21 protein-coding genes and 1 tRNA gene are annotated in these 26,450 nt (G+C 45.3%); 4 read left to right on the top strand and 18 right to left on the bottom strand.

Annotation, left to right across the window (positions count from 1 at the left end):
* Positions 1 to 47: 47 nt before the first annotated feature.
* The 5 genes from CLIN57ABFB40_RS01250 to CLIN57ABFB40_RS01230 all read right to left on the bottom strand — a co-directional run bounded on the left by CLIN57ABFB40_RS01250 (position 48) and on the right by CLIN57ABFB40_RS01230 (position 3,487).
* Positions 48 to 135 (bottom strand) — tRNA-Ser (locus tag CLIN57ABFB40_RS01250).
* 120 nt (positions 136 to 255) lie between these two features.
* Entirely contained in the window at positions 256 to 1,032 is a 777-nt protein-coding gene (locus CLIN57ABFB40_RS01245; RefSeq protein WP_175628547.1) for a TatD family hydrolase, read from the bottom strand.
* Positions 1,023 to 1,742, bottom strand: a complete 720-nt coding sequence (locus CLIN57ABFB40_RS01240; RefSeq protein ID WP_175628546.1) for a hypothetical protein — start codon at positions 1,740 to 1,742, stop codon at positions 1,023 to 1,025. The genes CLIN57ABFB40_RS01245 and CLIN57ABFB40_RS01240 overlap by 10 nt, the downstream gene beginning before the upstream one ends.
* Positions 1,743 to 1,757: 15 nt before the next feature.
* Positions 1,758 to 2,732, bottom strand: a complete 975-nt coding sequence (locus CLIN57ABFB40_RS01235; protein ID WP_175628545.1) for a polyprenyl synthetase family protein — start codon at positions 2,730 to 2,732, stop codon at positions 1,758 to 1,760.
* Between the two features lie 71 nt (positions 2,733 to 2,803).
* The gene (locus tag CLIN57ABFB40_RS01230) at positions 2,804 to 3,487 is read right to left on the bottom strand and encodes an energy transducer TonB (protein ID WP_024986670.1); all 684 of its coding nucleotides are present in this window, start codon (positions 3,485 to 3,487) and stop codon (positions 2,804 to 2,806) included.
* Positions 3,488 to 3,708: 221 nt separating this feature from the next.
* Here CLIN57ABFB40_RS01230 and cmk point away from each other — a divergent pair, with 221 nt between their 5' ends.
* From cmk to pfkA, 3 genes are all read left to right on the top strand, one after another.
* A complete protein-coding gene (gene cmk, locus CLIN57ABFB40_RS01225; RefSeq protein ID WP_175628544.1) occupies positions 3,709 to 4,395 on the top strand; it encodes a (d)CMP kinase in 687 nt (228 codons plus the stop codon).
* Between the two features lie 112 nt (positions 4,396 to 4,507).
* Positions 4,508 to 5,380 carry a 4-hydroxy-3-methylbut-2-enyl diphosphate reductase gene (locus CLIN57ABFB40_RS01220; RefSeq protein WP_175628543.1) on the top strand — a complete coding sequence of 291 codons (873 nt, stop codon included), beginning with the start codon at positions 4,508 to 4,510 and terminating at the stop codon, positions 5,378 to 5,380.
* 175 nt (positions 5,381 to 5,555) lie between these two features.
* On the top strand, positions 5,556 to 6,536 hold the full coding sequence (gene pfkA, locus CLIN57ABFB40_RS01215; protein ID WP_004297914.1) for a 6-phosphofructokinase: 981 nt from the start codon (positions 5,556 to 5,558) through the stop codon (positions 6,534 to 6,536).
* A gap of 523 nt (positions 6,537 to 7,059) precedes the next feature.
* Here the strand turns inward: pfkA and CLIN57ABFB40_RS01210 are convergent.
* The 9 genes from CLIN57ABFB40_RS01210 to CLIN57ABFB40_RS01170 form a co-directional block, all read right to left on the bottom strand.
* A complete protein-coding gene (locus tag CLIN57ABFB40_RS01210) occupies positions 7,060 to 8,193 on the bottom strand; it encodes a PepSY-associated TM helix domain-containing protein (RefSeq protein WP_175628542.1) in 1,134 nt (377 codons plus the stop codon).
* A gap of 89 nt (positions 8,194 to 8,282) precedes the next feature.
* Positions 8,283 to 9,671 carry a DUF4374 domain-containing protein gene (locus tag CLIN57ABFB40_RS01205; protein ID WP_175628541.1) on the bottom strand — a complete coding sequence of 463 codons (1,389 nt, stop codon included), beginning with the start codon at positions 9,669 to 9,671 and terminating at the stop codon, positions 8,283 to 8,285.
* A gap of 40 nt (positions 9,672 to 9,711) precedes the next feature.
* Positions 9,712 to 12,126: a TonB-dependent receptor gene (locus CLIN57ABFB40_RS01200; RefSeq protein ID WP_175628540.1), complete on the bottom strand. Its 2,415-nt coding sequence runs from the start codon at positions 12,124 to 12,126 to the stop codon at positions 9,712 to 9,714.
* Positions 12,127 to 12,318: 192 nt separating this feature from the next.
* The gene (locus CLIN57ABFB40_RS01195; protein WP_175628539.1) at positions 12,319 to 13,170 is read right to left on the bottom strand and encodes an SDR family oxidoreductase; all 852 of its coding nucleotides are present in this window, start codon (positions 13,168 to 13,170) and stop codon (positions 12,319 to 12,321) included.
* Positions 13,167 to 14,390, bottom strand: a complete 1,224-nt coding sequence (locus CLIN57ABFB40_RS01190; protein ID WP_175628538.1) for an NADH:flavin oxidoreductase — start codon at positions 14,388 to 14,390, stop codon at positions 13,167 to 13,169. Before CLIN57ABFB40_RS01190 ends, CLIN57ABFB40_RS01195 begins: the two co-directional genes overlap by 4 nt.
* A 51-nt stretch (positions 14,391 to 14,441) precedes the next feature.
* The gene (locus CLIN57ABFB40_RS01185; RefSeq protein WP_175628537.1) at positions 14,442 to 15,203 is read right to left on the bottom strand and encodes a DUF1295 domain-containing protein; all 762 of its coding nucleotides are present in this window, start codon (positions 15,201 to 15,203) and stop codon (positions 14,442 to 14,444) included.
* A gap of 193 nt (positions 15,204 to 15,396) precedes the next feature.
* Positions 15,397 to 16,740 (bottom strand): citrate/2-methylcitrate synthase, encoded by a 1,344-nt coding sequence (locus CLIN57ABFB40_RS01180; RefSeq protein WP_065539319.1) that lies wholly within the window; start codon positions 16,738 to 16,740, stop codon positions 15,397 to 15,399.
* Positions 16,741 to 16,766: 26 nt separating this feature from the next.
* Positions 16,767 to 17,957 (bottom strand): NADP-dependent isocitrate dehydrogenase, encoded by a 1,191-nt coding sequence (icd, locus tag CLIN57ABFB40_RS01175; RefSeq protein ID WP_175628536.1) that lies wholly within the window; start codon positions 17,955 to 17,957, stop codon positions 16,767 to 16,769.
* A 19-nt stretch (positions 17,958 to 17,976) separates the two neighbouring features.
* Positions 17,977 to 20,220, bottom strand: a complete 2,244-nt coding sequence (locus CLIN57ABFB40_RS01170) for an aconitate hydratase (protein ID WP_175628535.1) — start codon at positions 20,218 to 20,220, stop codon at positions 17,977 to 17,979.
* Positions 20,221 to 20,286: 66 nt separating this feature from the next.
* On the opposite strand from CLIN57ABFB40_RS01170, the gene CLIN57ABFB40_RS01165 reads away from it, so the two are divergent.
* Complete coding sequence (locus CLIN57ABFB40_RS01165; RefSeq protein WP_175628534.1) at positions 20,287 to 22,236, top strand: AAA domain-containing protein; 1,950 nt, start codon at positions 20,287 to 20,289, stop codon at positions 22,234 to 22,236.
* Positions 22,237 to 22,295: 59 nt separating this feature from the next.
* Here CLIN57ABFB40_RS01165 and ilvC read toward each other — a convergent pair whose 3' ends face one another.
* The 4 genes from ilvC to ilvB all read right to left on the bottom strand — a co-directional run bounded on the left by ilvC (position 22,296) and on the right by ilvB (position 26,443).
* The gene (gene ilvC / locus CLIN57ABFB40_RS01160) at positions 22,296 to 23,339 is read right to left on the bottom strand and encodes a ketol-acid reductoisomerase (RefSeq protein ID WP_175628533.1); all 1,044 of its coding nucleotides are present in this window, start codon (positions 23,337 to 23,339) and stop codon (positions 22,296 to 22,298) included.
* A gap of 64 nt (positions 23,340 to 23,403) precedes the next feature.
* Positions 23,404 to 24,147 carry an acyl-[acyl-carrier-protein] thioesterase gene (locus CLIN57ABFB40_RS01155; RefSeq protein ID WP_175628532.1) on the bottom strand — a complete coding sequence of 248 codons (744 nt, stop codon included), beginning with the start codon at positions 24,145 to 24,147 and terminating at the stop codon, positions 23,404 to 23,406.
* On the bottom strand, positions 24,147 to 24,710 hold the full coding sequence (gene ilvN / locus CLIN57ABFB40_RS01150; RefSeq protein ID WP_175628531.1) for an acetolactate synthase small subunit: 564 nt from the start codon (positions 24,708 to 24,710) through the stop codon (positions 24,147 to 24,149). The genes CLIN57ABFB40_RS01155 and ilvN overlap by 1 nt, the downstream gene beginning before the upstream one ends.
* A 35-nt stretch (positions 24,711 to 24,745) precedes the next feature.
* Positions 24,746 to 26,443, bottom strand: coding sequence for a biosynthetic-type acetolactate synthase large subunit (ilvB, locus tag CLIN57ABFB40_RS01145; RefSeq protein WP_175628530.1), 1,698 nt, complete (start codon positions 26,441 to 26,443; stop codon positions 24,746 to 24,748).
* Positions 26,444 to 26,450 lie beyond the last annotated feature (7 nt).

Here is a 26,450-nt window from a genome sequence, read left to right as displayed (position 1 = left end):
ATTGATTATTATTATTGTTTTTACTTCTCGTTCCGTTTTCAATTCTGCGGAGAGACGGGGATTCGAACCCCGGATACGCTTTAGGCGTATACACGCTTTCCAGGCGTGCCTCTTCAACCACTCGAGCATCTCTCCTTATAAGTTTTCCGCATTTTCAGCTACAAATGTATCCTTTTTTTTCTTTTCTTGAAGCATTATCCCTTTTTTATCTTGAATAAATACTGCAAATTAATATAATTTAAAACCTTTCGAACCTTATTTGCGGATTCCAAACACTTTTAGTGCATTTTCCGAAGTGACCTGAGACACATATTCAGAGGGCATCCGATAAATTTCCGCCACTTTTGCGAGGGTGTCCTTCACATTCGCACTTTCATTCCGCTTACCACGGTTCGGAACCGGAGTTAAATACGGAGAGTCTGTTTCGAGCACGATACGTTCCAAAGGAACTGTCAGCAATGTCTCCGGCAGAGTTGATTTTTTAAAGGTGACTACTCCATTAATGCCTAGCATGAATCCTTCAAATTCCAGCAACTTTGAAGCTTCTTCGGGCGTACCGGTGAAACTATGAAAAATACCGGTGAGCGAAGTATTTTTATAGGGTTCCATTACCTTATATATATACTCAAAAGCATCTCTTGAATGAATGACAATCGGCAACCGATATTCGAGCGCCCATTCAATCTGCTTTTCAAAGACCAGCAGTTGTTCCTTCAAGAAGGTCTTGTCCCAATAAAGGTCAAGGCCAATTTCACCGATAGCGACGTACTGATTGAAGCCAGCCAACTGCTCCTGCACAACTGCCAATTCCTGTTCATATGTTTCATTGACCGAGGTGGGATGCACTCCGATCATCGGATAGCAAAAACCCGGATAATCAGCACATACAGACAGCATCGGTTCAATCGTCGTACTATCTATATTCGGCATAAAGATAGACGAAACGCCAGCTTCGCGTGCACGCTCCATCACTTGTGGCAAATCTTCCGAAAATTCTTCTAAAAAAAGATGAGAGTGAGTATCTATAAGCATGATATTTTATTTTCTTCTTTTACTTTTTCACTGGAACGGTAATAATATATCAAACCGTAATCACGGCATTTTTCCAGTCGAACTTCATTGGGAGTAACGTCCTGATATTTAGCTTCAACCTGATTCCAAATATCCAATATCAATTCGTCGGCACGATCGCGCATGGAAGCCAGTTCGTCAAGACTCCGGCCGGTCAGTGCCTGATAATTCTTCTGGCGTTCGTAACTGTCAAGAAAGATATCATAATGCACTTTCACGCGGGCAATAGTAGGATTATAAATAGGTATGCCACCTTGGGACGTCCGCCGTTGCTCACCTTCAATGATTTTCTTTCCCCACTCCACCAACGCCGCTTCGCTCAGCAAATCCGGCACAGTGTTCGTATTGGGCAGACCATACAAATCTTTATGTGCTACTTTTATTTCATCACGAAGCACAGCCAGATTGAGCACTTGGATAAAATGAGAGATATACAGCCTGGCGGTTTTCACATTCGACTGATGTTTTCGGCTCGCTCGCGACTGGTTATCATAGCATTGCGTATAATAAATTTGCGCCGCTTCGAACCTTTGCAGGAAATTGCGCGCTTCAAACAATGTCTTTAGTGTAATTGCCAGGTCGCGTACATTATACAGTTCTCCTTTTTCGACCGCTGTTTTCAACGCCCGAACCCTTGCCTGGTCTGTATTTGGTAGTCGTCTGTATGGCATATTTCAAGAACTTAGTTACATTTCACGATACATCAGTAATTTTACCAAGTTTTTCAGTTCTTTTTTTCTGTCCTCTGGCACAGCTACCGCCGAAAGGCTTTCCATGGCGAGTGTATAATATTCGCGCATCTTGTTTTCGCAGACATTACGAATATTCAGTTGATTATACAGTTCCGTCACTGCCGCTATTTTCTCAGCAGGCTGACAGGTTTCAGCATTCAGCCAACGGTCCAGTTCTTCTCTTTGCTTTTCGTCCGCACGATCCAGTGCCTTGATAAGCATATATGTTTTTTTGTTACAAAGAATATCGCCGCCTATTTTCTTACCGAACACTTCCGAATCACCATAAACGTCCAACAAATCATCTTGCAACTGGAATGCGACTCCTATATGCATTCCGAAATTATACAGATTGTCGGCATCTTTGGCAGTCGCTCCTGCCAGAATAGCACCGATTTTGAGACTGCCTGCCAGCAACACAGCTGTTTTCAGGCGAATCATTTCGATATATTCATCCTCGGTGACATCACAGCGGGATTCAAATTCCATATCCAACTGCTGTCCTTCACAAATTTCAAGTGTAGTCAGGTTGAACAGTTCCATCACTTCTTTCAAATGCTCCGTCGGACAAGCTGTCATGTAGCGAATCGCCAAAATCAGCATAGCATCTCCTGAAAGCACGGCAGTGTTATCGTTCCAGACCTTGTGTACGGTGGGCTTCCCCCTGCGCATATCCGAACGGTCCATCAAATCATCATGCAGCAATGTGTGGTTGTGATAAACTTCGATAGCTATGGCAGGATCGTAGACAGATGCTACATCCTCACGATACAAGTTATACGCCATCAACATTAATACAGGACGTATCCGCTTCCCCCCTAAAGAAAGAATGTATTCAATCGGTTCATAGAGCCCTTTCGGTGTCCGAGTAAACTGTATTTCAGAAATATGATTGTTTATTTTATCAAGTAGTTGAGAAGCTGTGAACATGATGGATGAAAATATTAATGAATGAAAAAAGAGGCTGCCGTAAGCAGCCTCTTTAATTATTGAGTTACAAATTACTGCAGTCTGAACATCACAGGAACTGTAAATTTAACACGTACCGGTTTACCACGCTGCATACCTGGTTTCCACTTCGGCATGGTGTTTATCACACGGAGAGCTTCTTTGTCCAGATACGGGTCAACACTACGTACAACTTTTGCATCTACAATACTACCGTCTTTGTTAACAACGAACTGTACGATAACACGTCCTTGAGTTCCGTTTTCCTGTGCGATAGTAGGATATTTGATATTCTTAGCCAGATACTGCATCAAAGCTGCCTGTCCGCCCTGGAACTCCGGCATGTTTTCTACAACTTCAAAAATGGTTTGTTCTTCCGGCTCTTCTTCAACAACCTGTACCGGCACGTATTTTACCTCTACAGGAGCGGCATTATCTTCATTGATAATGGTTGTTGTTTCATCAATCTCGGCTTTATCATCGACAATCTCCAACAATTCGGCCACTTTCGGGGCTTCGGGTGGTGGTGGAGCTGCTTGTTCAGGGGTTTCGGTAATAGGAATAATTTCCTCTTCAAACACGACATCAGCTACAGCCTGGCTTGTATCAATCTTCACGTCACGCTGGGTCCATTCGAACGCCACGAACATGAAAGCTAGCACTACCACGTAACCAACGAGCAACCATGTAGACTTCTTGCCTTCCAGGTCTGCTTTGGGTGATTTTTTAACTTCCATAAAAATAATTAATATAATGATTAATAAAAAAAAGTGTCTTCCTATGTGTCTTTGGGCAAATATAGTACATTTTCAGTTAACCATCCGTCTCTTCCTGTCTTTTTATCCGGCTTTTTAACTTTTTTAATTCTTTCGTAGTTACTTCACTCTTTTTTATACCGATCGTTCGGTCTGTTTTCAAAATAAACGTATCTTTGGCGGACAAATTAGATGAACTGAATATGAAAAAGATAGTAATAGCAGTCGACGGTTTTTCCTCTTGCGGAAAAAGCACTATGGCCAAGGATCTTGCCCGTGAAGTGGGGTACATTTACATTGACAGCGGAGCCATGTATCGCGCGGTCACTTTATATAGTATAGAGAACGGAATTTTCGACGGTGACGTTATCGACGTGGGAAAACTGAGAAATGAAATCAAGAACATTCATATTTCTTTCCGTTTGAATCCGGAAACGGGACGCCCGGACACCTACCTCAACGATGTGAATGTGGAAAGCAAAATCCGCACGATGGAAGTTTCGTCCAAAGTCAGCCCTATCAGCGCGCTCGACTTTGTACGCGAAGCAATGGTAGCCCAACAGCAGGCGATGGGAAAAGAAAAGGGAATAGTGATGGACGGCAGAGACATCGGGACTACCGTTTTCCCGGATGCAGAATTGAAAATATTTGTAACTGCCACACCGGAAATCCGTGCACAGCGCCGTTATGACGAACTGAAAGCGAAAGGACAGGAAGCTAGTTTCGACGAAATATTGGAGAACGTGAAGCAACGGGATTACATTGACCAAAACCGGGAAGTAAGCCCACTGCGCAAAGCCGAAGATGCTATCTTACTGGACAATACGAATTTGACAATCGAGCAGCAGAAAGAATGGTTGTTCGAGAATTTTAATAAGGTCAGCAAATAGTCTTTCTTCATTGCTTGAGGCATATTCTTTATAATACGAGTGATACCCTTATAATACAAGTGATATTTTTATAGTATAAGTGATACTATTCAATATATAAGTAGTTTTCTATATGATTAAAGTAGAGATAGATGAGGATTCAGGTTTCTGTTTTGGAGTAGTGACTGCCATTCACAAAGCGGAAGAAGAGTTGGCAAAAGGAGAAACGCTTTATTGTCTTGGAGATATAGTACACAATAGCCGGGAAGTGGACAGGCTGAAAACGATGGGATTGATTACCATCAACCGCGAAGAGTTCAAGCAGTTGCGGAATGTCAAGGTTCTGCTCAGGGCACACGGAGAACCACCGGAAACTTACATGATTGCCCACGAAAATAATATAGAGATAATAGATGCTACCTGCCCGGTAGTGCTGCGTTTGCAGAAGCGTATCAAGCAGGAATTCCTACAAGATGGGAAGCAAGAAAAGCAAATTGTCATATACGGCAAAACCGGTCACGCAGAAGTGTTGGGACTGGTGGGACAGACAGACGGAAAAGCGATTGTCATCGAAAAAGCCGAGGAAGCGAAGAAACTGGACTTAAGCAAGAACATCCGGCTTTTCTCGCAGACAACCAAGTCGCTCGACGAATTTCAGGAAATTGTAGGATATATCAAAAAACATATCTCACAGGACGCGACTTTCGAGTATTACGACACGATTTGCCGCCAAGTTGCCAACCGCATGCCCAAGCTCAGAGAGTTTGCAGCTACACATGATTTGATATTTTTCGTGAGCGGAAAAAAAAGCTCGAACGGAAAGATGCTGTTTGAAGAGTGTCTGAAAGTGAATCCTAATTCACATTTGATAGACAACGAAAGGGAAATAGACGTTTCTTTACTCCAAAACGTACAGTCGATTGGGGTATGTGGAGCTACTTCAACTCCTAAATGGCTGATGGAAAAGATATACAACCACATTCGGGCACTTATAAATAAAGAATAACAGCAAAGTTATAGATAAAAATGAAAAGCAACAGATAAGAATAAAAAGAAAGCAAAGAACGGATATTTGAACATTTTTAATGGTTTCGTCATGCGAAAAAAAACTTCATAAACATTGCTTTCAACTTTTTATTGTACATTTGCCACATCAAACTAATTAATGAAAAGATTGTGTTATGGGAACAGTAAAGTGTATCGGAATTTTGACTTCCGGCGGTGATGCGCCGGGAATGAACGCAGCTATACGTGCAGTGACACGTGCGGCTATCTATAACGGACTACAAGTTAAAGGTATATATAGAGGATACAAAGGCTTAGTGACAGGCGAAATCAAAGAATTCAAAAGCCAGAACGTAAGTAACATCATCCAACTAGGTGGAACAATTTTGAAAACAGCCCGTTGCAAGGAGTTCACCACTCCTGAAGGACGCCAACTGGCTTACGATAATATGAAGAAAGAAGGCATCGACGCCTTGGTTATCATCGGTGGTGACGGTTCGCTGACAGGTGCCCGCATCTTCGCGCAGGAATTTGACGTTCCGTGTATCGGACTACCAGGAACGATTGACAATGACCTTTACGGCACAGATACGACTATTGGTTACGACACAGCGCTGAATACTATTTTGGATGCAGTAGATAAGATTCGCGACACAGCCACTTCGCACGAGCGTTTGTTCTTTGTGGAAGTGATGGGACGTGACGCAGGTTTTCTTGCGCTGAACGGAGCCATTGCTTCAGGAGCCGAAGCTGCTATTATTCCTGAGTTCAGTACGGAAGTCGACCAACTGGAAGAGTTTATCAAGAACGGATTCCGCAAATCAAAGAATAGCAGTATCGTATTGGTAGCCGAAAGTGAACTGACCGGTGGCGCCATGCATTATGCAGAACGTGTCAAAAACGAATACCCGCAATATGATGTACGTGTGACGATCTTAGGTCACTTACAACGTGGTGGCAGCCCGACTGCCCACGACCGTATCCTGGCAAGCCGCCTCGGTGCTGCTGCTATTGATGCTATTATGGAAGATCAACGTAACGTAATGATCGGAATCGAACATGATGAAATCGTTTACGTACCGTTCAGCAAGGCTATTAAGAATGACAAACCAATCAAGAGAGATCTTGTCACTGTATTGAAAGAGCTTTCAATCTAATCTTTTTATTTTCAGGAGTTCAGCTTATATCAGTATTATAAGATAAAGAGCGGTGGATGAACGGGAGGTTTCCTTATCATTCACCGCTCTTCTTTCATTTATTCAATGCTGCACGGTTATGAATATATTTTATTCATTTCCAATATTAAGAATCAGCCTTCTTATTACTGATAAACTACCGTCTTATCGTATACTTTATTTCTATTTATTAATCGCCGACTATAGTTGTCTACTTGGCTGACTATAGTCGGCTGATTAGACAACTTAAGTCGACTAGGTGGACAACTACAGTCGGCTTCTTGGATGCAAGCTGTTCAATTTGCTAAGATTGACAATCCCGATGCGAAGGTTACGGGCTGTGAAAGTGCAAACTGTGGGGATTGTGAAGGCGTGAAGGACGTGAAGAAAAGATTTTTCTTTATTTGTTCACAGAAAACACCTGTCAAACAGATGATTACCATCCGTGAAGGATGTGAAGGAGGAGAACCAAACTTTATTGAGGCTTTGGTAATTTTCGGCACAATTAGTTCAAAACCGTACAATTTATGAGTTTTTTTATCCATAGATAATATCCAGTCAGTGGTAGTGCAGCCCCCAATAAGGCAGCAATAAAGGTAAGTATGCGAGTAAACATTCCTCCCCAGTTACCAACATGCACAGAATAAATCCAACCACGAATCTTTCCTGACTTGTCTTGATGTTGATAAAGACTTGTTTCTGTAAATTCACCATTATCCGTATTGAAAGAATAACGGTCAGATGCCCGCTGATTCCCGAAACGGTTGAAAGACACACTTGCCGTACCGGAAGAAATACTGATTTGCTTATATTCCGGATTCTGGCGACTTAGTTTATCATAAACCTCCTGCCAATAAGCGAATGGTTTCTTTTCCCGATGGACTGCCGATTTGGTATCCCCCTTTTGAGCATCACTTTTCTGTTCATGTCCTTGGGCGGAACGTTGCTGTACTTCCACCCCTAAGACCTTATAAAAAGCCGTCCGATACCACGGAAAAGACCAGGTCAATCCCGTCAGTGCCATAGCCAGTAGAAAGATCAGAGCATACATTCCACCTGCCACATGCAAGTCATACCAAAACCTTCGCCAACCTTTTGTTGCTGTTATTGTCAGGCTATTCTTCAATGCTTTACGTGTACGCGGCCACCAAATGACAATTCCCGAAATCAGTACAAAAACAAGTAAAAGCGTACTGACACCTACAATCATTTTGCCCCAAAAGATCCCTTCATTTCCCGGATTCATACTATCCAGCAGCCAGCGATGCATTCGGAACATAAACATAAAAAAGCCGCTACGCTCGCTTTTTCCTTTTACTTCACCCGTATACTGATCTACATACAAAGATGCACGACGTGGTTTGGAAAGACTAACCTGATACGCACGTCCGGGATCAGAAGATATGCTGACACCGGTCACCGATACACTGTCAGGCAATATCGTCGCCACTTTTTCAAGCAGCTTATCCATAGGTAAAGGAGACTCCTTTACCATTTCTACGTAGTAAAGATCGCGTCGAGACCACTCATTCACCTCATTTTCAAATACCAGCATGGCACCGGAGAAGCAGACAAGAGTTATTATCAGTCCGAAAGGGACGGAAAGCCACAAATGTATCTTTCTGAATATTTTTTTCATGTTTTCAATCCTATTTCTTGAAAAAGCCTGTAAAGCTTTCCGCTCGGCAGGCTTTTATCTACAAAAGATTCTCTATTTAACCGAGTGTATTACTTTGAAAGATATTCCATCTTACCTACCGTAGTGACAGCGTCAGCTTCTACCGTTAAACCTTTAACTGCCTTACCTGTTTTTGCGTCTATTTTATAGAAGGCGGGATTCTCGCCCGTAGTCACAGTGACAGCCATATAAGCATACCCTTTTTCTCCATAAGGCTCGCCACCAAACTTTCCGTCAGCCGGCAGACCTGTAACAGGCATAATCGTCTGATCTTCCGCCTTGAAAACAGCTAATTCGCTGACATCTGCACTTGTACCGCCATTAATCATATCTTCCGCTCCCTTTTTATACAATTGAAGCAGAAAGTAATCTTCAGAGATGTGCCAGCAACGGAAAATAGGATGTTTAGTGCCTATCTCTTCAAAGTTCACATAGTAATCCGGATCGAAATCTGTTGCACCTGCTTTGATACGCATTGCGCCCGAAGGCTTCTGTCCTGTTACCTTCTTCAAATCTGAAGATGAAACTGCCGTACGTCCATATCCGGGAGAGAACACATAGACATCACCATTATCAGCAGCCCAAATGGTCTGATAATATTGTGAACGCATACGACCGCATGCATAGCCTATTTTATCAGTCTTGGCAATCACCGGAGTCTCATTGAAGTTCGTGCCACTATAAATTGCCACGTAAGCATTATCCGGGTATTGTGTAGAAGGAATGACACCGGCTGTATATGCACCGCTGCCGCTACCACCGTCAGTCTTAGTCACAAGTTCCTGATCTGTCACAGCTTCCGGCCATTTTTTAATACCGTACTTACTCATTCCCATTGGGATGACAGATGTATAAATCTTATTGTTAGCTTCAACCAGACCTGCCCATGAAACTTTTTCACCATTACCCAAGTAATTTTCGGCAAGCAAGCTACCCTCTTCCTGGCTGCCATCGGTTGCATCCAGATAGTTGAACAACAATGCTTGAGCCACATTCTGATCCTCATCTGTTATTTTCGAGTCCCCAGTGGAAACAGTCACTACTTTATCCCCCCAAGTACCGTATGACGTGATACGATTATAAGTGTATGTGTACTTTTCTTTCATTTTACCATCTGCACCCAGATAATAGGAAGCTCCTGTACCTGCGCCACCTTTATTATAAACTAAAGCAAACACATAATCCAATCCTTTATATACCCAATAAGTACCGCCAATCACTTCAGTTCCATTCCCTTGGGTCGACACTGTTCCTTCATCCAAAGAATTGGCTACTACCAAATAACTTGCTTCACCAGTTGTGGCAGCCACCACATAAGCCGTTTCTCCATCAATCGGCGGGTTATCCACCGGATTATTATCATCGTCGCAAGATGCCACAAACACACCGCTACTCAAACAAAAAGCTACGGCAAAAGCCTGTAATAAAAACTTCTTCATATATTCTTTATTATTGATTGATACTAAAAACTTACTCTTATTATTTACCGAAAAACACTCTGAACTTTCCATAGAATGCGCGCCCCGCTTTTTGCAGGCTAAAATTGTCAAACAGTTGGGCATCGGTGAAATTCCGACATTCAAATGATACATTATAACGTCCATTCTTCATGGTGTAGGACAAAGACAGATTATGAGAAAACTGTTCCGGCACCATATTCTTTGAATCTTTATCTCCGAGATTTTCCCAGTAAAGAGGAAAATCGTGCTGCCAGTAGCTATCATAACCGATGCTCAATACATTTCCTTTGACAAACAGGTCATTCCAATAAAAATTTGCATTGATATTAGCATAACGATAGGGCAGATTCGGCATACGCACTTTATAGTGCATGCTTTCTTGCAAAGAGGAACCCGCCAGAAACTTTTCGTAATCACGAGTATCAATGCTATTGAATGTTCCTCCTATATCAAACCAATGCGAGAAGCTATAAAGCAATGACAAATTATACCCTTTAGTCCTTACGTGACCGTGGTTCTCATAATATCCGTAGCTTGTTCCTCCCAATACGTCCAGTCCTCTTTTTATATAATCTTTCGTATCCCGATATATCAAACCGGCCTCGGCATACAATCCATGCTTGCCAAACTGATGATTGTAGCTGAAACTCAAATTGACATTATCACTTTTCTCCGGTTTCAGATTCATTTTGCCAGCTTCAAGGTCTTCATCTCCAAAGAGTTCGTCCGTAGTCGGTAGGCGGAAGGACTTTTCGTACGAAAGTTTCACCTGAAGATCTTTCCATATAAAATAGGTACCTGCCGCTCCATATCCAAGAGCGCTTGCCGTATTGGACAGATTGATATAATTGCCTATTCCATCCGTATTCTGCGATACCGGTCCCTTGTTGTATTGCCGATAATATTTGGCAAATGCCGACACATTCCATCTGTCCGACGGCATCAGACGGTAAGAAAGCCCGCTGACGTTTTTACGGGTGATTTTAGGAATAGAAAAGTCCGTGAATTTGGAAGAAGCACCGATGGTAGAGCGGCTCGTACGTTCAAAATCACTGATTACATGACTGAAAGTAAACGTATGCGCCTGTCCGATATGATAATTCATCTTCAGCGTCCCATTCCAGTTTTTATTTTTAGATTCACTGTTCTGGTAAGACTGTTCGCCCCGGCTGCCTTTTTCATAAAAATCTCCACGCCAGTTGTAAGCCCGCGAAGCAGTATCGACATTATTGGTGATATTATGATTGTAATTGGCAGTCAACAGCAGATCCAGGTTTTTCACCAATAAGTTCTTTTTGTAATATTCTAAAGAAGGGACCAACGAATGTCCTTTGCGGAATTTTTCACCGAACACGACATCTTGATAAACGCCTGTTTGTATCTCTTTATAGAAATGAGAATAATTGAAACTCAACGCTAAACGGTCTGCCCATTTCTTTCCTACCAGGCCGATTTTTCCAATCACGGCTTCATTATGATACCGGTCATTAAAACGTTTCAGATGATAAATCTTATTTTTGTCAAGTGGCGGAAAACGTACGCTTCCATCTTCTTTAATCTCAAATTCGCGTATGTAAGTGTCTACATAATAATCATTATCCGAAAAGTTTTGAAAAGCATTGACTTCATACATAAAACCATTCTTGAACGTTTGTCCGAAGCGCACGTATGATTTATGAGTATTAAACGATCCGTAAGAATAGGAAGCGTCCATAAACCACTTTCCGGGTTGCTTGTTGGTGACAATATTAACCACTCCCCCAATGGCATCGGTTCCGAATCCTACGGGAACCACTCCTTTATAGACTTCTATACGGTCAGCAAAATTAATAGGAACATTGTTCAAATCGAATGCAGCACCGGCTCCCTCCTGTGGTATGCCGTCAATGAAGATTTTCACATGTTTCCCGCTAAAGCCATCGATATACAATTGCATATCCGACCCCACTCCACCTGATTCGCGGAGTTTTACACCGGGCACTTTAGTCAGTGCACCCGCCAAAGTCTGTGTACTGTTATGCAATTTCTTCGCATCAATGGCTACCGCATTAAAAGCAGACTGATTCACACGGCCGACTCCGGATGTCGTGACCAGCACCTCTCCCAGTTCTTTTACTGCCGGCGCAATAGTGACGTTTACTTTTATTCTTTCTCCCTTGGCTAATTTAACTTTCTTTTCTACCGTTTGATAACCGATAGCCGAAACAACAAGTGTATATTCACCTGCTGTCGTTTTCAAATGATATATACCTTTTTCATCTGTATAGCATCCTTGGTTGGTTCCTTTCAGATAAACTGTCGCAAAATCCACCACTTCTTTTTCTGTGGACATCACTCTGCCCGAAATTAAACTACTACGGTGACGCCCCTGTTGTGAATATACGGATACAGAAAACAAGAATGCCAGAAAAACCAAAAAACATTTATTGCTCATCTCCTTTTTACCTTTTTACTTTATAACTTTTTCATTGTTCTAAAAGCGATGCAAAGGTAAGCAGAAAAAGAAGTGCTAAACAATCCCTATCTATTGGTAAAAATAAGACAACAAAAATGAAGTATATAGATATGTACAATACCTATATATAAGTAAATACTAGATAATTTAAATAAAAAAAGAAAAGAAACCCTACTTCAGCCAACTCGCCAACACACGTTCCGTTACCTCCCACAACTGCTCTTTTTGCACATGATTCGTGTATTTATCAGACAAGTTTTTCCGGTGGTTACTGACATACAGTTGTCCTGTCACACCGGCTTCCTTCTCGTCCAACAGTAAACCGATTGCCGTAGAAGCCCCTTTCTTGGGTTTACGGATAAAAGGACGGAAAAAAATATCGGTCAACGGATCGAACCACTTGTGCATAGTGATGATATCAGTAGAAACAATTCCCGGATCGGCAGCATTGACGGTAATTCCCTTCTCCCGAAGTTGCTCGGAAAGCTCGAAAGTAAACAACAGTAAAGCCAGCTTCGTGTTACTGTAAACAGGAATCCTCCAAAACTCTCCCGCTCTCCCCCTATAAAAGAAATCAGGGAAGTCGAGCTTGCCGATTGCGTATGTACAGGAAACCATATTTACGATACGCGCTCCACGCACCATCAGCGGAATTAATTTCCGGGTAAGCAGATAAGGTCCTATATAGTTCACACTTACCGTTCGTTCGAATCCTTCGGAAGTAGTATGAAAGCCTGTCTCCATTGTTCCGGCATTATTCATCAACAAAGCGATGGGAAGGTTCCTTTCTGAGATCCGGCTGACAAAAGAAATCACGGATTGCATGGAAGATAAGTCAAGAGCCATAACCTCCAAATCCGGGTTTCCGGTTTCCTTGCTCAAACGTTCACGAACAATCTCCGCTTTCTTCGGATGATAACAAGCCATAATGATTCGATAATCGGCTTTGGCTACGGCACGTGTTATTTCTGTTCCCATTCCTCCGTCCGCACCGGTGATGATTGCCCATTTCATTTCACTCATTTTTTCTCCAGTTTATCAATCTCCTTTTGTAAAGAGGAAGGTAATTGTTCTTTCAAATGTTGATGACAAGCCATTTCTATCGTATACATACGTCCTATGCAATAATTACTGTGTCCACAGTTGCAACGTGCTTGTTCTTCCTGCTTCATCCGGTTCACGAATCCCGGTTCGTTGAGCAAAGCTCTCGCCATCTGCACGGCATCAAAACCGGAATCGAGCACTTCATCTATTTTCTGACGGGAAACAAGACCACCGACATAAATCAACGGCGCATCCGGAAGAGCCGCACGGAATTTCAGTGCATCTTCAAGGAAATAGGCCTCTTTGAAGGGTACAGAGGGTATCATCCATTTGCCAAACATACGGACTCCGTATTTCAGCCACCAACAATTCATATAGTAAGACATCGAACGAATCGGCATGGCACCTCTCATTACATACATCGGCGCTTTGCTGACAAAACCACCACTCAACACCAATCCATGAGCGCCAAGTTCCAACAGACGTTTGGCCACTTGTATGGATTCGTCAATCTCCATTCCTCCTTTGAAGCCGTCGCGCATATTCATTTTTACGAAAACTGCCATATCATTGCCCGCCGCTTTCATCACTTCTTCCATCACCATATCCATAAAACGCATCCGGTTTTCGAGCGAACCGCCATATTCATCTTTCCGATGATTGGTGTAGGGAGACAGGAATTGACTAATCAAATAGCCGTGCCCCGCATGTACTTCAACGGCGTCAAACCCGGCTTTCCTCGCCAGATTGACTGCATTTCCATACGCTTTCGCCATTTCCGGAAGCTCCTCTTTTTCCATTCCACGCACAAACGTAGGAGAATAGAGGTTGAAGCCTGAAGATGCGGATATAGGAGTGACACCACATATATTTTTATGGGACATATTTCCACAATGCCCGATTTGTATACCTACTGCGGCACCTTCATCGTGCACGGCTTTTGTCAGTTCGTGTAAACGGGGAATAATGGACGGACGCAACCACAACTGACGGTCGAAAGAAAGTCCGCTTTGTGTCACGGCGGCATAAGCCACTGTTGTCATACCCACTCCCCCCGCAGCTACCGACCGATGGTAATCCAGCAACATCTGCGTGGGAGTATTCTCCGGACACATGCTCTCAAAAGCTGCCGAACGGATTGTTCGATTCCGCAGCGTCAAAGGTCCGAAGGTGACCGGGCTAAAAAGTTTAGTTTCCATAGTAGTTGATATTTTATTTAAGTCATACGTAAGTCATGATGAAAAGCGCCCCTAATAAAGGAAAGGAAACACTCGTTTCCGTTCTCCCACTGCGTCTCCGAATTCTTCGCGGTAACGACACCAAATAGCGTTGGCACGGGGAACAAGGTTAGCAATCGTCCACCAAAGGAAGACCAGACCGGAAAGTGAACAAGTGAGTATCGCCCAACCTGCCCATTCTACTATCTCACCGAAATAGTTGGCGGAAGTGACATAACGGTACATGCCTTTTTGAGGCAGATAATGCCGGGTGTCTCCCGGTTTGCGCAAATGGCGGATGATATAATCCGAATGCCAGTTCAACAGCATACCTGCGAAAAAGAGCAGTGTGCCTATAATAAACCACGGTGAAGTGAACCAATCGGCTTGATACATCGTTTCGGGAGCAAGATAGAAAATCCATTTTCCTTGCATATAGCCATTCAGCAGATTAAAAAGAACTCCCATCGACATGATTGCCAATGGCATCTTACTTTTCCCTTTCAATAGCAAAGGGAAGAGGAAAGCACGCTGAAAATAGTGGATTTGAAAGAAGAGGAAGAAAGTGAAAATCACCGGCTCGAACCGACGTTCGGAATAGATCCACATCACACACATCACCACAAAAACCGGAGCTTCCATCAATATCCAGGCTAGTTTATTGGAGATAGCTACGCCCCACGATGCTGTGCGGAAAATACCATATCCGGCTTTTACAAAGTAAAGGGCGATAAAAACAAACAAAGCAATCAGGCTCATCACACCCAGAAACAGATTAAAAGTATTTATATTCATAGCGATCTATTTTGTAACACGCAAAAATAACAAAAAGGAGATAAACGACGATACAAAAAATAGAAAGAATCTGAAATACATTCTTTTACGAACATAAAAAAGGAGAAAATGTAAAATTTCCCGGATGCACGTCTGAAATGATCGGGCACACATCCGGGATTACTTATCTATTTAATAAAAGGATTGGTTCTTATCAGCGTTTCTTAATTGGGATATAAGCCAAATCATCAAGTACATTCTTATAAGCCGGGCGGATAATCCGTTTACCATCGAAGGTCAATTCTTCATTGCGGTGTGCACACCAGCCTACGATACGTGCCATGGCAAATAGCGGAGTGAAGATTTCCTGCGGCAAACCGATCATTTCATACACGAAGCCCGAGTAGAAGTCGATGTTACTGGAGACAGTCTTTCCATTGTTTTTAACCCGTCCGAAAGTAGCGATGGCACGTTCTTCCAGCAGTTCGAGGAAAGCAAATTCGTTTTCTCTGCCTTTTTCACGGGCAAGGTCGCGAGCCAGTTCTTTCAATAGAAGAGCACGAGGGTCGGAGATGGTATAAACGGCATGTCCGATACCATAAATCAGTCCGGTCTTGTTATACACTTCTTTGTTCAACATTCGGGTGAAGTAAGTGTCTATTTCATCTACACTTGTCCAGTCTTTGATATTTTCTTTCAGATGGTGGAACATGTCGGCAACCTGAATATTGGCACCTCCGTGAAGCGGGCCTTTCAGCGAACCGATACCTGCGGCAATGGCCGAATAAGTATCTGTTCCGGTAGAAGAAGTAACACGAACGGTGAAAGTGGAGTTATTACCACCACCGTGCTCTGCCTGAAGAATCAATAACAAATCGAGGGTGCGTGCATCCAGTTCGGTATAGTCTTTTTTCAGCATATACAGGAAGTTTTCGGCAATAGACAGCTTTTCCTGCGGATGGCGGATATGCAGAGAACGTCCGAAAGTAGCATGACGAAGCATATTATAAGCATAAGCGATGATAGTAGGGAACTTTGAAATCAGTTCAATACTCTGACGCATCAGGTTATCCCGGGAAGTATCATCCGCATTCGCGTCAAAACGATACATTTCGAGTACGCTGCGTGAAAGAATATTCATGATGTTGTTTCCTTCCAACTCGATGATGTTCATTTTCGTTTTCTGTTCCAACGGCATGTTGTCGTTAATCAACTCACGGAAAGAAAGCAATTCTTCTTTATCCGGCAGACGTCCGGAAAGCAATAGGTAAGCCACTTCTTCGAAGCCGAAGCGTTTCTCTTTGATTATAGCGTGAGAAATATCTTCTACATCATAACCGCGATAGAACAGTTTCCCCGGTATGGGTTTCAACCCACCGCCCGGCACACGTTCATACCCTACTACATTACCGATTCTAGTTAAACCTACCAATACACCCGTGCCGTCTTCATTACGCAACCCGCGCTTCACATCAAATTTCGGGAACAATTCATTATCAATCCGGGTAGCTTCTTTCATATCCTCGGAAAGCTTGTAAATCAAATACTCTTTTTTCATCTTTCTTCGTTTTTTATTCGTTACTTCTATTTTTCAATTCTTTCCACGATCTCACGAGTGAAAGCGGAAGTAGAGAGGGAGGTTCCATTCGGCATAAAACGGGCTAAATCGTGTGTAGCGCGAGCATCCAGGAAGCTTTGTTCCAAGGCTTTCTCTATCAGAGCAGCCGCTTCTTTCCAGTTAAAATATTCGAGCATCATTACTGCCGAAAGGATAATAGAGCAAGGGTTCACCACATTTTTTCCCGCAATATTGGGGGCTGTTCCATGAGTCGCTTCAAAGATGGCATGACCTGTCCGGTAGTTGATATTTGCTCCCGGAGCGATGCCGATACCGCCTACCATGGCCGCCAGTTGGTCGGAAACGTAGTCTCCGTTGAGGTTTAAGGTGGCTATCACGGAATATTCTTCGGGAATCAGGAGTGTATTTTGCAAGAAAGCATCCGCAATGCAATCTTTTATCACCAGTCTGCCATCTGCCAAAGCATCGGCAAACTCACGTTGCGCCAGTTCGTAGCCCCATTTTTTGAAACCACCTTCGGTAAACTTCATGATATTCCCTTTATGCACCAGCGTTACGGATGGCAAATGATGGTTGAGCGCATACTGGCAGGCAGCACGTACAAGACGCTCCGTGCCCTCACGTGATACAGGTTTCACACCGAAAGAAGAGGTTTCCGGGAAACGGACTTTTGTCACGCCCATTTCGTCTTTCAGGAATTGATAGAACTTTTCTGCTTCCGGAGTTCCGGCTTCCCATTCGATACCTGCATAAATATCTTCCGTATTTTCACGGAACACACACATATTCACTTTCTCCGGTGATTTGACAGGCGACTGTACTCCCTGATACCAACGGACGGGACGAAGGCATACATATAAGTCGAGCGTCTGGCGCAAGGCTACATTCAGCGAACGGATACCGCCCCCGACGGGAGTTGTCAACGGACCTTTGATTCCTACCAGGTATTCCTGAAAGGTTTCCATTGTTTCGTCCGGCAACCACGAACCTGTCTCGTTGAAGGCTCGTTCGCCTGCCAGCACTTCTTTCCATTCAATGCGGCGTTTGCCACCATAGGCTTTCCGAACGGCCGCATCTACAACAGCCTGCATGGAAGGAGTTACCTCGGCTCCCACTCCGTCTCCGGTGATATAAGGTACGGTAGGTATATTGGGCACCAGCAGCGTACCAACTGCTTTCATTGTTATTTTGCTCATCTTTTTATCAGGCGTTTAGTTATCTTGCGTTTAAGGCAGAACCGGCACGGAACCAGGCAATCTGCTGTTCGTTATATGTGTGTTGCACTTCAAAACTCTCTTTCGTCCCGTCATCGTGATGAAGGACGACAGTCAGGTTACGTCCCGGCGCAAAGTGCACCAGACCGAGTACGGAAAGGACATCATGCTCACGAATCTTATCGTAGTCGGCCTTATCGACAAATGTCAGGGCAAGCATACCTTGTTTCTTCAAATTCGTTTCATGAATGCGGGCGAAACTTTTGGCGAGAATCACACGGACATTCAGGAAACGCGGTTCCATAGCAGCGTGCTCACGACTGGAACCTTCACCATAATTCTCTTCGGCAACGACGATAGAGGGAATTCCCTGGGACTTGTACATTTTCGCTGTGCCGGAGACTGTTCCGTATGTATTTGTCGAACGGTTCCAAACCTTGTTCGTTTCCCCGTTAAAGGCATTGACTGCTCCCATCAACATATTGTCGGAGATATTCTCCAAATGCCCGCGAAAGCGGAGCCACGGCCCCGCCATGGAAATATGGTCGGTGGTGCATTTGCCTTGTGCTTTGATTAGCAGCGGCATATTCAGCAAGTCTTGACCATCCCAAGCCGGGAAAGGAGTCAGTAACTGGAGACGTTGGGAGTCCGGTTTCACCTTGATTTCCGTTTTCGCTCCGTGTGGGGCGATGTAACCTTCGTTTCCTTGCGCAAAGCCTCTCAAAGGAAGTTCGTCTCCGACAGGTTCCGTCAGTTTCACCTTTTCGCCGTCATGGTTCACAAGTCTGTCTTTCAAAGGATTGAAGCACAGGTCGCCCGCGATAGTCAGTGCCATAGTCAGTTCGGGAGAAGCGACGAAAGCATAAGTATTGGGGTTACCGTCGGCACGTTTCGCAAAGTTACGGTTGAAAGAGGTAACGATGGAGTTCTTCCGTGTCGGGTCGTCCGTCTCACGTTTCCACTGACCGATGCACGGACCGCACGCGTTCGCCATTATGGTAGCGCCTATCTGTTCAAAAGCACCAATCATTCCATCCCTCTCGGCAGTGGCGCGAATCTGTTCCGAACCCGGATTCACAATCAGCGGGGCAGCTACACTCAAGTTCTTTTCGGCTACTTGTTTGGCCAAGGAAGCGGCACGGCTCAAATCCTGATAAGAAGAGTTAGTGCACGAACCAATGAGTCCGACTTCCATCTTACGGGGATAACCGTTCAACAACACTTTTTCCGCAAATTCGGAGATAGGCGTGGCAGCGTCCGGTGTGAAAGGACCGTTGATATAGGGTTCGAGTTCCGACAAGTCGATTTCGATGACACGGTCGTAATATTTCGCAGGCTCATCCGTCACGACTTCGTCCGCCCGAAGGTCAGCGCCAACGGATTCTGCCAAGTCGACCACACATTCCCTTCCGGTAGCCCTCAAATAGGTAGCCATGCGCCTGTCGAACGGGAAAAGCGAGGTGGTAGCCCCTACCTCGGCACCCATATTACAGATGGTTGCCTTTCCGGTGGCGGAAAGAAATTCGGTGCCGGGACCGAAGTATTCGATGATAGCATTCGTTCCACCTTTCACGGTGAGAATGCCGGCGAGTTTCAGAATGACATCTTTCGGAGATGCCCAGCCGTTCAGTTTTCCGGTCAGACGGACACCGATAATTTTTGGCATTTTCAGTTCCCATTCCATGCCTGTCATCACGTCCACGGCATCCGCACCGCCGACGCCGATAGCCACCATGCCCAGACCACCCGCGTTGGGGGTGTGAGAGTCCGTTCCCACCATCATTCCGCCAGGGAATGCATAATTTTCGAGTACTACCTGGTGGATAATGCCGGCTCCCGGTTTCCAAAAGCCAATACCGTAGCGGGAAGAGACGTCGCGAAGGAAGTCGTACACTTCTTCGTTGGTCATTCTTGCCGTGGCGATGTCTTCCTTCGCTCCTTTATAGGCTTGTATCAAGTGGTCGCAATGCACCGTTGAAGGTACGGCTGACCGGTCTTTACCCGCATTCATGAATTGGAGCAGAGCCATCTGGGCGGTAGCGTCCTGCATAGCCACTCGGTCGGGACGGAAATTCACATAATCCTCTCCCCGTTTGTAGTCTTTCACATCAGCCGCATCATAAAGATGAGCATACAAGATTTTCTCGGCTAACGTCAAAGGACGTTTCAATACAGCCCGCACGTGTTCCAGCTTTCCTTTATAAGCAGCATAGAAGGCTTCTAACATAGTCACATCATATACCATATCGCTTTTTATTTTTTTAGTCTATCTATTAAAATAACGAACATCGTTCGAGTAATGTTTAACAAAATGAAATATTTTTTCGACCCGGGGAGAAGAATTATTACCTTTGCAGCTATTATGAATAATAATCCGAAAAGTCCGACAGCCGACCTTCAGCAACAACAGCTCCTTCTACGGATGGAGTACGAATATGAAAAAGAGGAGTTCAAACGGCAGACCGAAATGATGGGTGTTGCCCAGAAAGTAAAACGCGGTCTGTGCTGGCATCCCGTCTCGCCCGGTCGAAGTTACTACAATTCCCTAAATCAGCTTGTAATAGATATTACACGTACCGAAAATAAAGAAATAGAGCACTCTTTTGAGTTCGGACGCCCCGTCTGCTTTTTCCACCAGTCACTTGAGGGGAAGATGAAGTACATGAATTTCATCGCTACCGTCAGTTACGCAGATGAAGAGCGGATGGTGGTCGTATTGCCCGGAGCAGGAGCTTTGGCAGAGTTGCAAACTCCTAATATACTGCTTGGCGTACAGCTTTATTTTGATGAGACGTCTTATCGGGCTATGTTCGAAGCGTTGGAAGATGTAATCCGCGCCAAAGGAAACCGGTTGGCAGAACTGCGCGACACATTACTCGGAACGCAAAAGCCCGGATTTCGTGAGCTATATCCGGTACGCTTCCCGTGGCTGAACAATACGCAGGAAACAGCCGTCAACAAGGTACTCTGCACGCGTGACGTCTCCATTGTACACGGCCCGCCAGGAACCGGAAAGACGACTACGCTTGTCGAAGCCATTTATGAAACGTTGCACCGGGAACCGCAGGTGCTTGTCTGCGCACAGAGCAATACCGCTGTCGACTGGATTTGTGAGAAACTGGTAGACCGGGGGGTAGCAGTGCTCCGTATCGGCAATCCGACACGGGTAAACGACAAAATGTTGTCTTCCACTTACGAACGGCGGTTTGAGAGCCATCCGGCCTATCCCGAATTATGGGGTATCCGTAAGTCTATCCGCGAAATGAATGGCCGGATGCGTCGGGGAAGCTACACCGAACGGGAAGGTATGCGCAACCGCATGAGCCGCCTGCGTGACCGTGCCACGGAACTGGAGATACTTATCAACGCCGACCTCTTTGACAGCGCCCGCGTGATTGCCTCTACATTGGTGAGCAGCAACCACCGCCTGCTCAACGGGCGACGGTTTTCTACCTTATTTATAGACGAAGCCGCCCAGGCACTCGAAGCCGCCTGCTGGATTGCCATCCGCAAGGCCGACCGGGTCATCCTCGCCGGTGACCATTGCCAGCTTCCGCCTACCATCAAATGTATAGAAGCCGCCCGTGGCGGACTGGAACGTACATTAATGGAAAAGATAGTCCAACAAAAGCCGGCTGCCGTCTCATTGCTGAAAGTGCAATACAGGATGCACGAAGCCATCATGCAATTCCCTTCCGACTGGTTCTACCACGGTGAACTGGAAGCCGCCCCCGAAGTGCGCTACCGGGGAATCCTTGATTTCGACACACCGATGAACTGGATAGATACCTCGGAAATGGATTTCCACGAAGAGTTCGTGGGCGAGAGTTTCGGACGCATCAACAAAGAGGAAGCAAACCTGCTCTTGCAGGAACTGGAAGCGTATATCAACCGAATCGGAAAGGAACGGATACTGGAAGAGAAGATTGATTTCGGACTGATTTCACCTTATAAGGCACAAGTACAATATTTGAGAAGCAAAATCAAAGGAAGCAGTTTCCTGCGCCCTTTCCGCAGCCTCATCACCGTGAATACGATAGACGGCTTCCAAGGACAGGAGCGGGATGTTATTTTCATCAGCCTTGTCCGCGCCAACGAGGACGGGCAGATAGGGTTTCTGAATGACCTGCGAAGAATGAACGTGGCTATCACCCGGGCACGGATGAAGCTCGTCATACTGGGAGATGCGGCCACCCTAACCAGGCATCCTTTCTACAAAAGGCTGATGTCGTTCATTAAAAAACAGTTTATTATCGGGTAAAAGAAAAGGGAGAACTTTTGGGTTCTCCCTTCCTATAAAACTTACATCATCCAGTCGGATTAATTATTTTCAGGACGCAGTTTGCGTACTGTCACAGCAGTCTGCCACATTTCGCTTTCGCGAAGTTCTTTCAGTTCCACTTCCAGTTTCTCACGATAATCCGGTTTGGAGTTGGAGTCAATAGAAATCTGGGCTTCGTTACCAGTCTTAACGCTGTGGTACAACTTCTCAACTACCGGCTTGATAGCATCGTGGAAAGGACCCATCCAGTCGAGAGCACCGCGTTGGGCAGTAGTAGAGCAGTTTGCGTACATCCAGTCCATACCATTCTTTGCGAAAAGCGGCATCAGTGACTGAGTCAGTTCTTCTACAGTTTCATTGAACGCTTCGGAAGGAGAGTGACCGTTTTCACGCAATACTTCGTATTGTGCCAGCAGCAAACCTTGGATAGCTCCCATCAATGAACCGCGTTCGCCTGTCAGGTCGGAAGTAGCTTCACGTTGGAAAGTGGTTTCGAACAGATAACCAGAACCGATACCGATACCCAATGCGATTGTCTTTTCATAAGCCTTACCCGTTGCATCCTGATAGATAGCGTAAGAAGAGTTCAAGCCACGGCCTTCGAGGAACATGGTACGCAAAGAAGTACCCGAGCCTTTAGGGGCAACCATGATAACGTCGATATCAGTAGGGGGAACTACGCCTGTACGGTCGTTCCAGGTGATAGCAAAGCCGTGAGAGAAATAAAGAGCTTTTCCGGCAGTCAGGTAAGGCTTGATAGTAGGCCATACAGACATTACTGCCGCGTCAGACAACAGGCACATTACGATAGTACCTTTCTCGCAAGCTTCTTCGATTCCGAACAACGTTTCACCCGGAACCCATCCGTCTGCCACTGCCTTTTCGTATGTTTTTCCTTCACGCTGTCCAACGATTACATTGAAACCGTTATCACGCAAGTTCAGTGCCTGTCCCGGGCCCTGCACGCCATAACCGATTACAGCAATGGTTTCATTCTTCAATACTTCACGAGCTTTTTCTAATGGAAATTCGTCACGGATTACTACTGTTTCAGTAGTTCCGCCAAAATTCAACTGTGCCATTTTCTTTTTTGTTTTTAGTTTTGATGGCTTACGCCATCCGTTATTAATTGATTTTATATTCTATTTACTCAAATACTGCTTTCGAGCGACAGACTACCTCGCCGCCATTCTTCTTCACTTCGACATGAAACTCGTTCTCATTAGCTTCGTCACAGAAAAACGAGAGTTCATCCCCGAAATAACTTTCCGCCACATATGCCATTTCAAAACGGCGGATACGTTTGGTCTTATACAATTCTATCGGAAACAAATCGAGGATATGCTCTATATAGCGGATACTGTTCACATGACCGTTGATGTCGATGTCGCTGTATTTGGCCGTCAGCGTAGCCAGCGGCTTGTCGCTTGTCACCTTGATGCGCGAGGGCTTGTCTATCGGACAGGGCTCATCGCACACATAGTCTACGATACTTCCGCCGTGCAGTGTCAACAAGTCGGCAGGCTTACGGGTATTCAGGTTTATCATAGCCCATACCGAACGGGCGTAACCTATCTTCTTACCATCTTTGTCGATAACGGCAAAGTTACGGTCGGTGAAGAGGCGATACACATTCTCCACCCATGTCTGAACGGAGAAGTCCTCATATTGGTAAGGCATTTCGTCCAGTTCAACAGCCAGTCGGGAAAGTACCCAGGTATAATTGTCCTCGTTCAATGTCGCGATGCCGAAGCCACGGTCGCTGGCGTGAAAACCTGCGCAATTCAGCAGATGGTTGCCCAGCACACCCATTGTCAGTCGTCCGTTGAAATCAACGTGAAACGGTTCCGCAATAAACTTATAAGTTCCTATTTTATTTGATTCACTCATTATTCCTGTTGTTTTTTACTTTGGTTATAGCCGGCTTCCCGTCCGTCAAGAAACTCGTTCACCCGTTCGAAGCAACTGGTAGTGATAGCTACGCGTCCCGAACGGACAAATTGCAGAACACAATTCAAGGACTTCAGTTCACCATAAAGCGAAGTAATCTCTTCACTCATGCCGTTCTTCTCGACAATAGAGAATACGGGATTCACTTCTACCACGCGGGCGTTATATCTGCGTATCACCTTAGACGCTTCCGGTGTCTCCTGAAACTCAGGAGTAGATACCTTATACAAAGCAATCTCATGGAAGTAAATCTCATCTTCCGTAAAGTAGTGCGCCTGGATAACGTCAATCTTCTTCTCTATCTGCTTCACCACCTTCTCTATCGTATCCTTATCAGTCCAAGCCGTAATTGTATATTTATGTACGCCTTTAATTGACGACGCGGATACATTCAGGCTTTCAATATTTATCTGCCGACGGGTAAATACAGCCGTTACCTGGTTCAGCAATCCGGCGATATTCTCCGAATGAACGATGATGGTATATAATGTCTTATCACTCATAACTCTAAATTTTAAATGCGAACTCTCAACTTCCCCTAGCACTCCAACAACATCTGATTTACCGAACCGCCCGGGGGAGTCATCGGTAAGACATTGCCCTCTCCCACCACACAGGCTTCGAGCAGGAACGGGCCGTCCGTAGCGAGCATTTCCTTGATGGCTTCCTGCAGTTCTTCACGAGTGAAGACGCGTTTGGAAGGAATATCATAGGCCGAAGCTATCTTCATATAGTCCGGATTCAGCATCGGTGTAAATGAATAGCGGCGGTTGAAAAACATGGCTTGCCATTGGCGTACGTTGCCGAGGAAGTTGTTGTTCAGGCAGATAATTTTCACCGGAGCTTTCCGTTCCATGATGGTTCCCAGCTCCTGGATATTCATCTGGAGTCCGCCATCGCCCATAAATGCGCATACGGTACGTTCCGGTGCGCCGAAAGTTGCGCCGATAGCGGCAGGAAGACCGAAGCCCATGGTTCCGAGTCCGCCGGAAGTGATGATGCTACGTTCTTTCGTATATTTAAAGTAGCGTGCGGAAATCATTTGGTTTTGACCTACATCCGTCACCAGAACAGCTTCGTGATGGGTTGCGTCACTTACTGCACGTGCCACTTCGCCCATACTCAGAGAGTCCGTAGCGGGATGAAGTTCGGAACGGATTACTTTCTCTTCTTCTACTTTTTCATATTCCTTGAAACTGTCTATCCATTCAGTATGAGTATTCTTCTTCAGAAGTTCCGTTACGGAAGCCAATGTATGCTTGCAGTCTCCCAAGACAGCTATATCCACTTTTACGTTCTTGTTTACTTCCGCAGGGTCGATGTCGAAGTGGATTACTTTTGCCTGTTTGGCATAGGTAGCGAGGTTGCCAGTCACACGGTCGTCAAAACGCATGCCGACAGCAATCAAGACATCGCATTTATTGGTATTGATATTCGGTCCCAAGTTGCCGTGCATACCCAGCATGCCCTTATTCAACGGATGCTCCGTCGGCAAAGCCGAAAGACCAAGCAGTGTGCAGCCCGCAGGCATGTCCGCCTTTTCTATGAAAGCACGCAATTCGCCTTGCGCATTGCCCAGTTCAACGCCCTGTCCCACCAGTACAAGCGGACGTTCGGCATTATTAATCAGTTCGGCAGCCGCTTTTACTGCGTCCTCATCCGTATCGGGCACAGGAACGTAACTGCGGATAAAGTCCAACTTCGTCGGTTCGTATTTCGTTTTCTCCACTTGCGCGTTCTTGGCAAAGTCCAGCACTACCGGGCCGGGACGACCGCTGCGGGCAATATAGAACGCACGCGCCACTGCCCAAGCCACATCTTCCGCCCTACGAATCTGATAACTCCATTTAGCGATTGGTTGGGTGATGCCTACCAAATCGACTTCCTGAAAAGCATCTGTTCCGAGAAAAGCAGTCCCTACCTGTCCGGCAATCACCACAATAGGCGTACTGTCTATCATTGCGTCCGCAATGCCGGTTATCGTGTTCGTAGCACCGGGGCCACTTGTCACCAGGCAAACACCTACTTCACCCGATACACGGGCATAACCTTGTGCCGCATGAGCAGCTCCCTGTTCGTGACGAACCAAGATGTGATTCAACGTATCTTGATGGTCGAATAAGGCATCGAACACCGGCATAATAGAACCGCCGGGGTATCCGAAGATGGTGCTTACTCCTTGATGTTCCAAAGCACGCATCAGCGCCTCTCCACCTGTTATTAAGTCTTTACTCATTCTTTTT

Origin of the sequence: Bacteroides acidifaciens (assembly GCF_903181435.1) — a bacterium.
Classification (GTDB): Bacteria; Bacteroidota; Bacteroidia; order Bacteroidales; family Bacteroidaceae; genus Bacteroides.
This window is presented reverse-complemented; position numbering and strand designations above follow the sequence as displayed.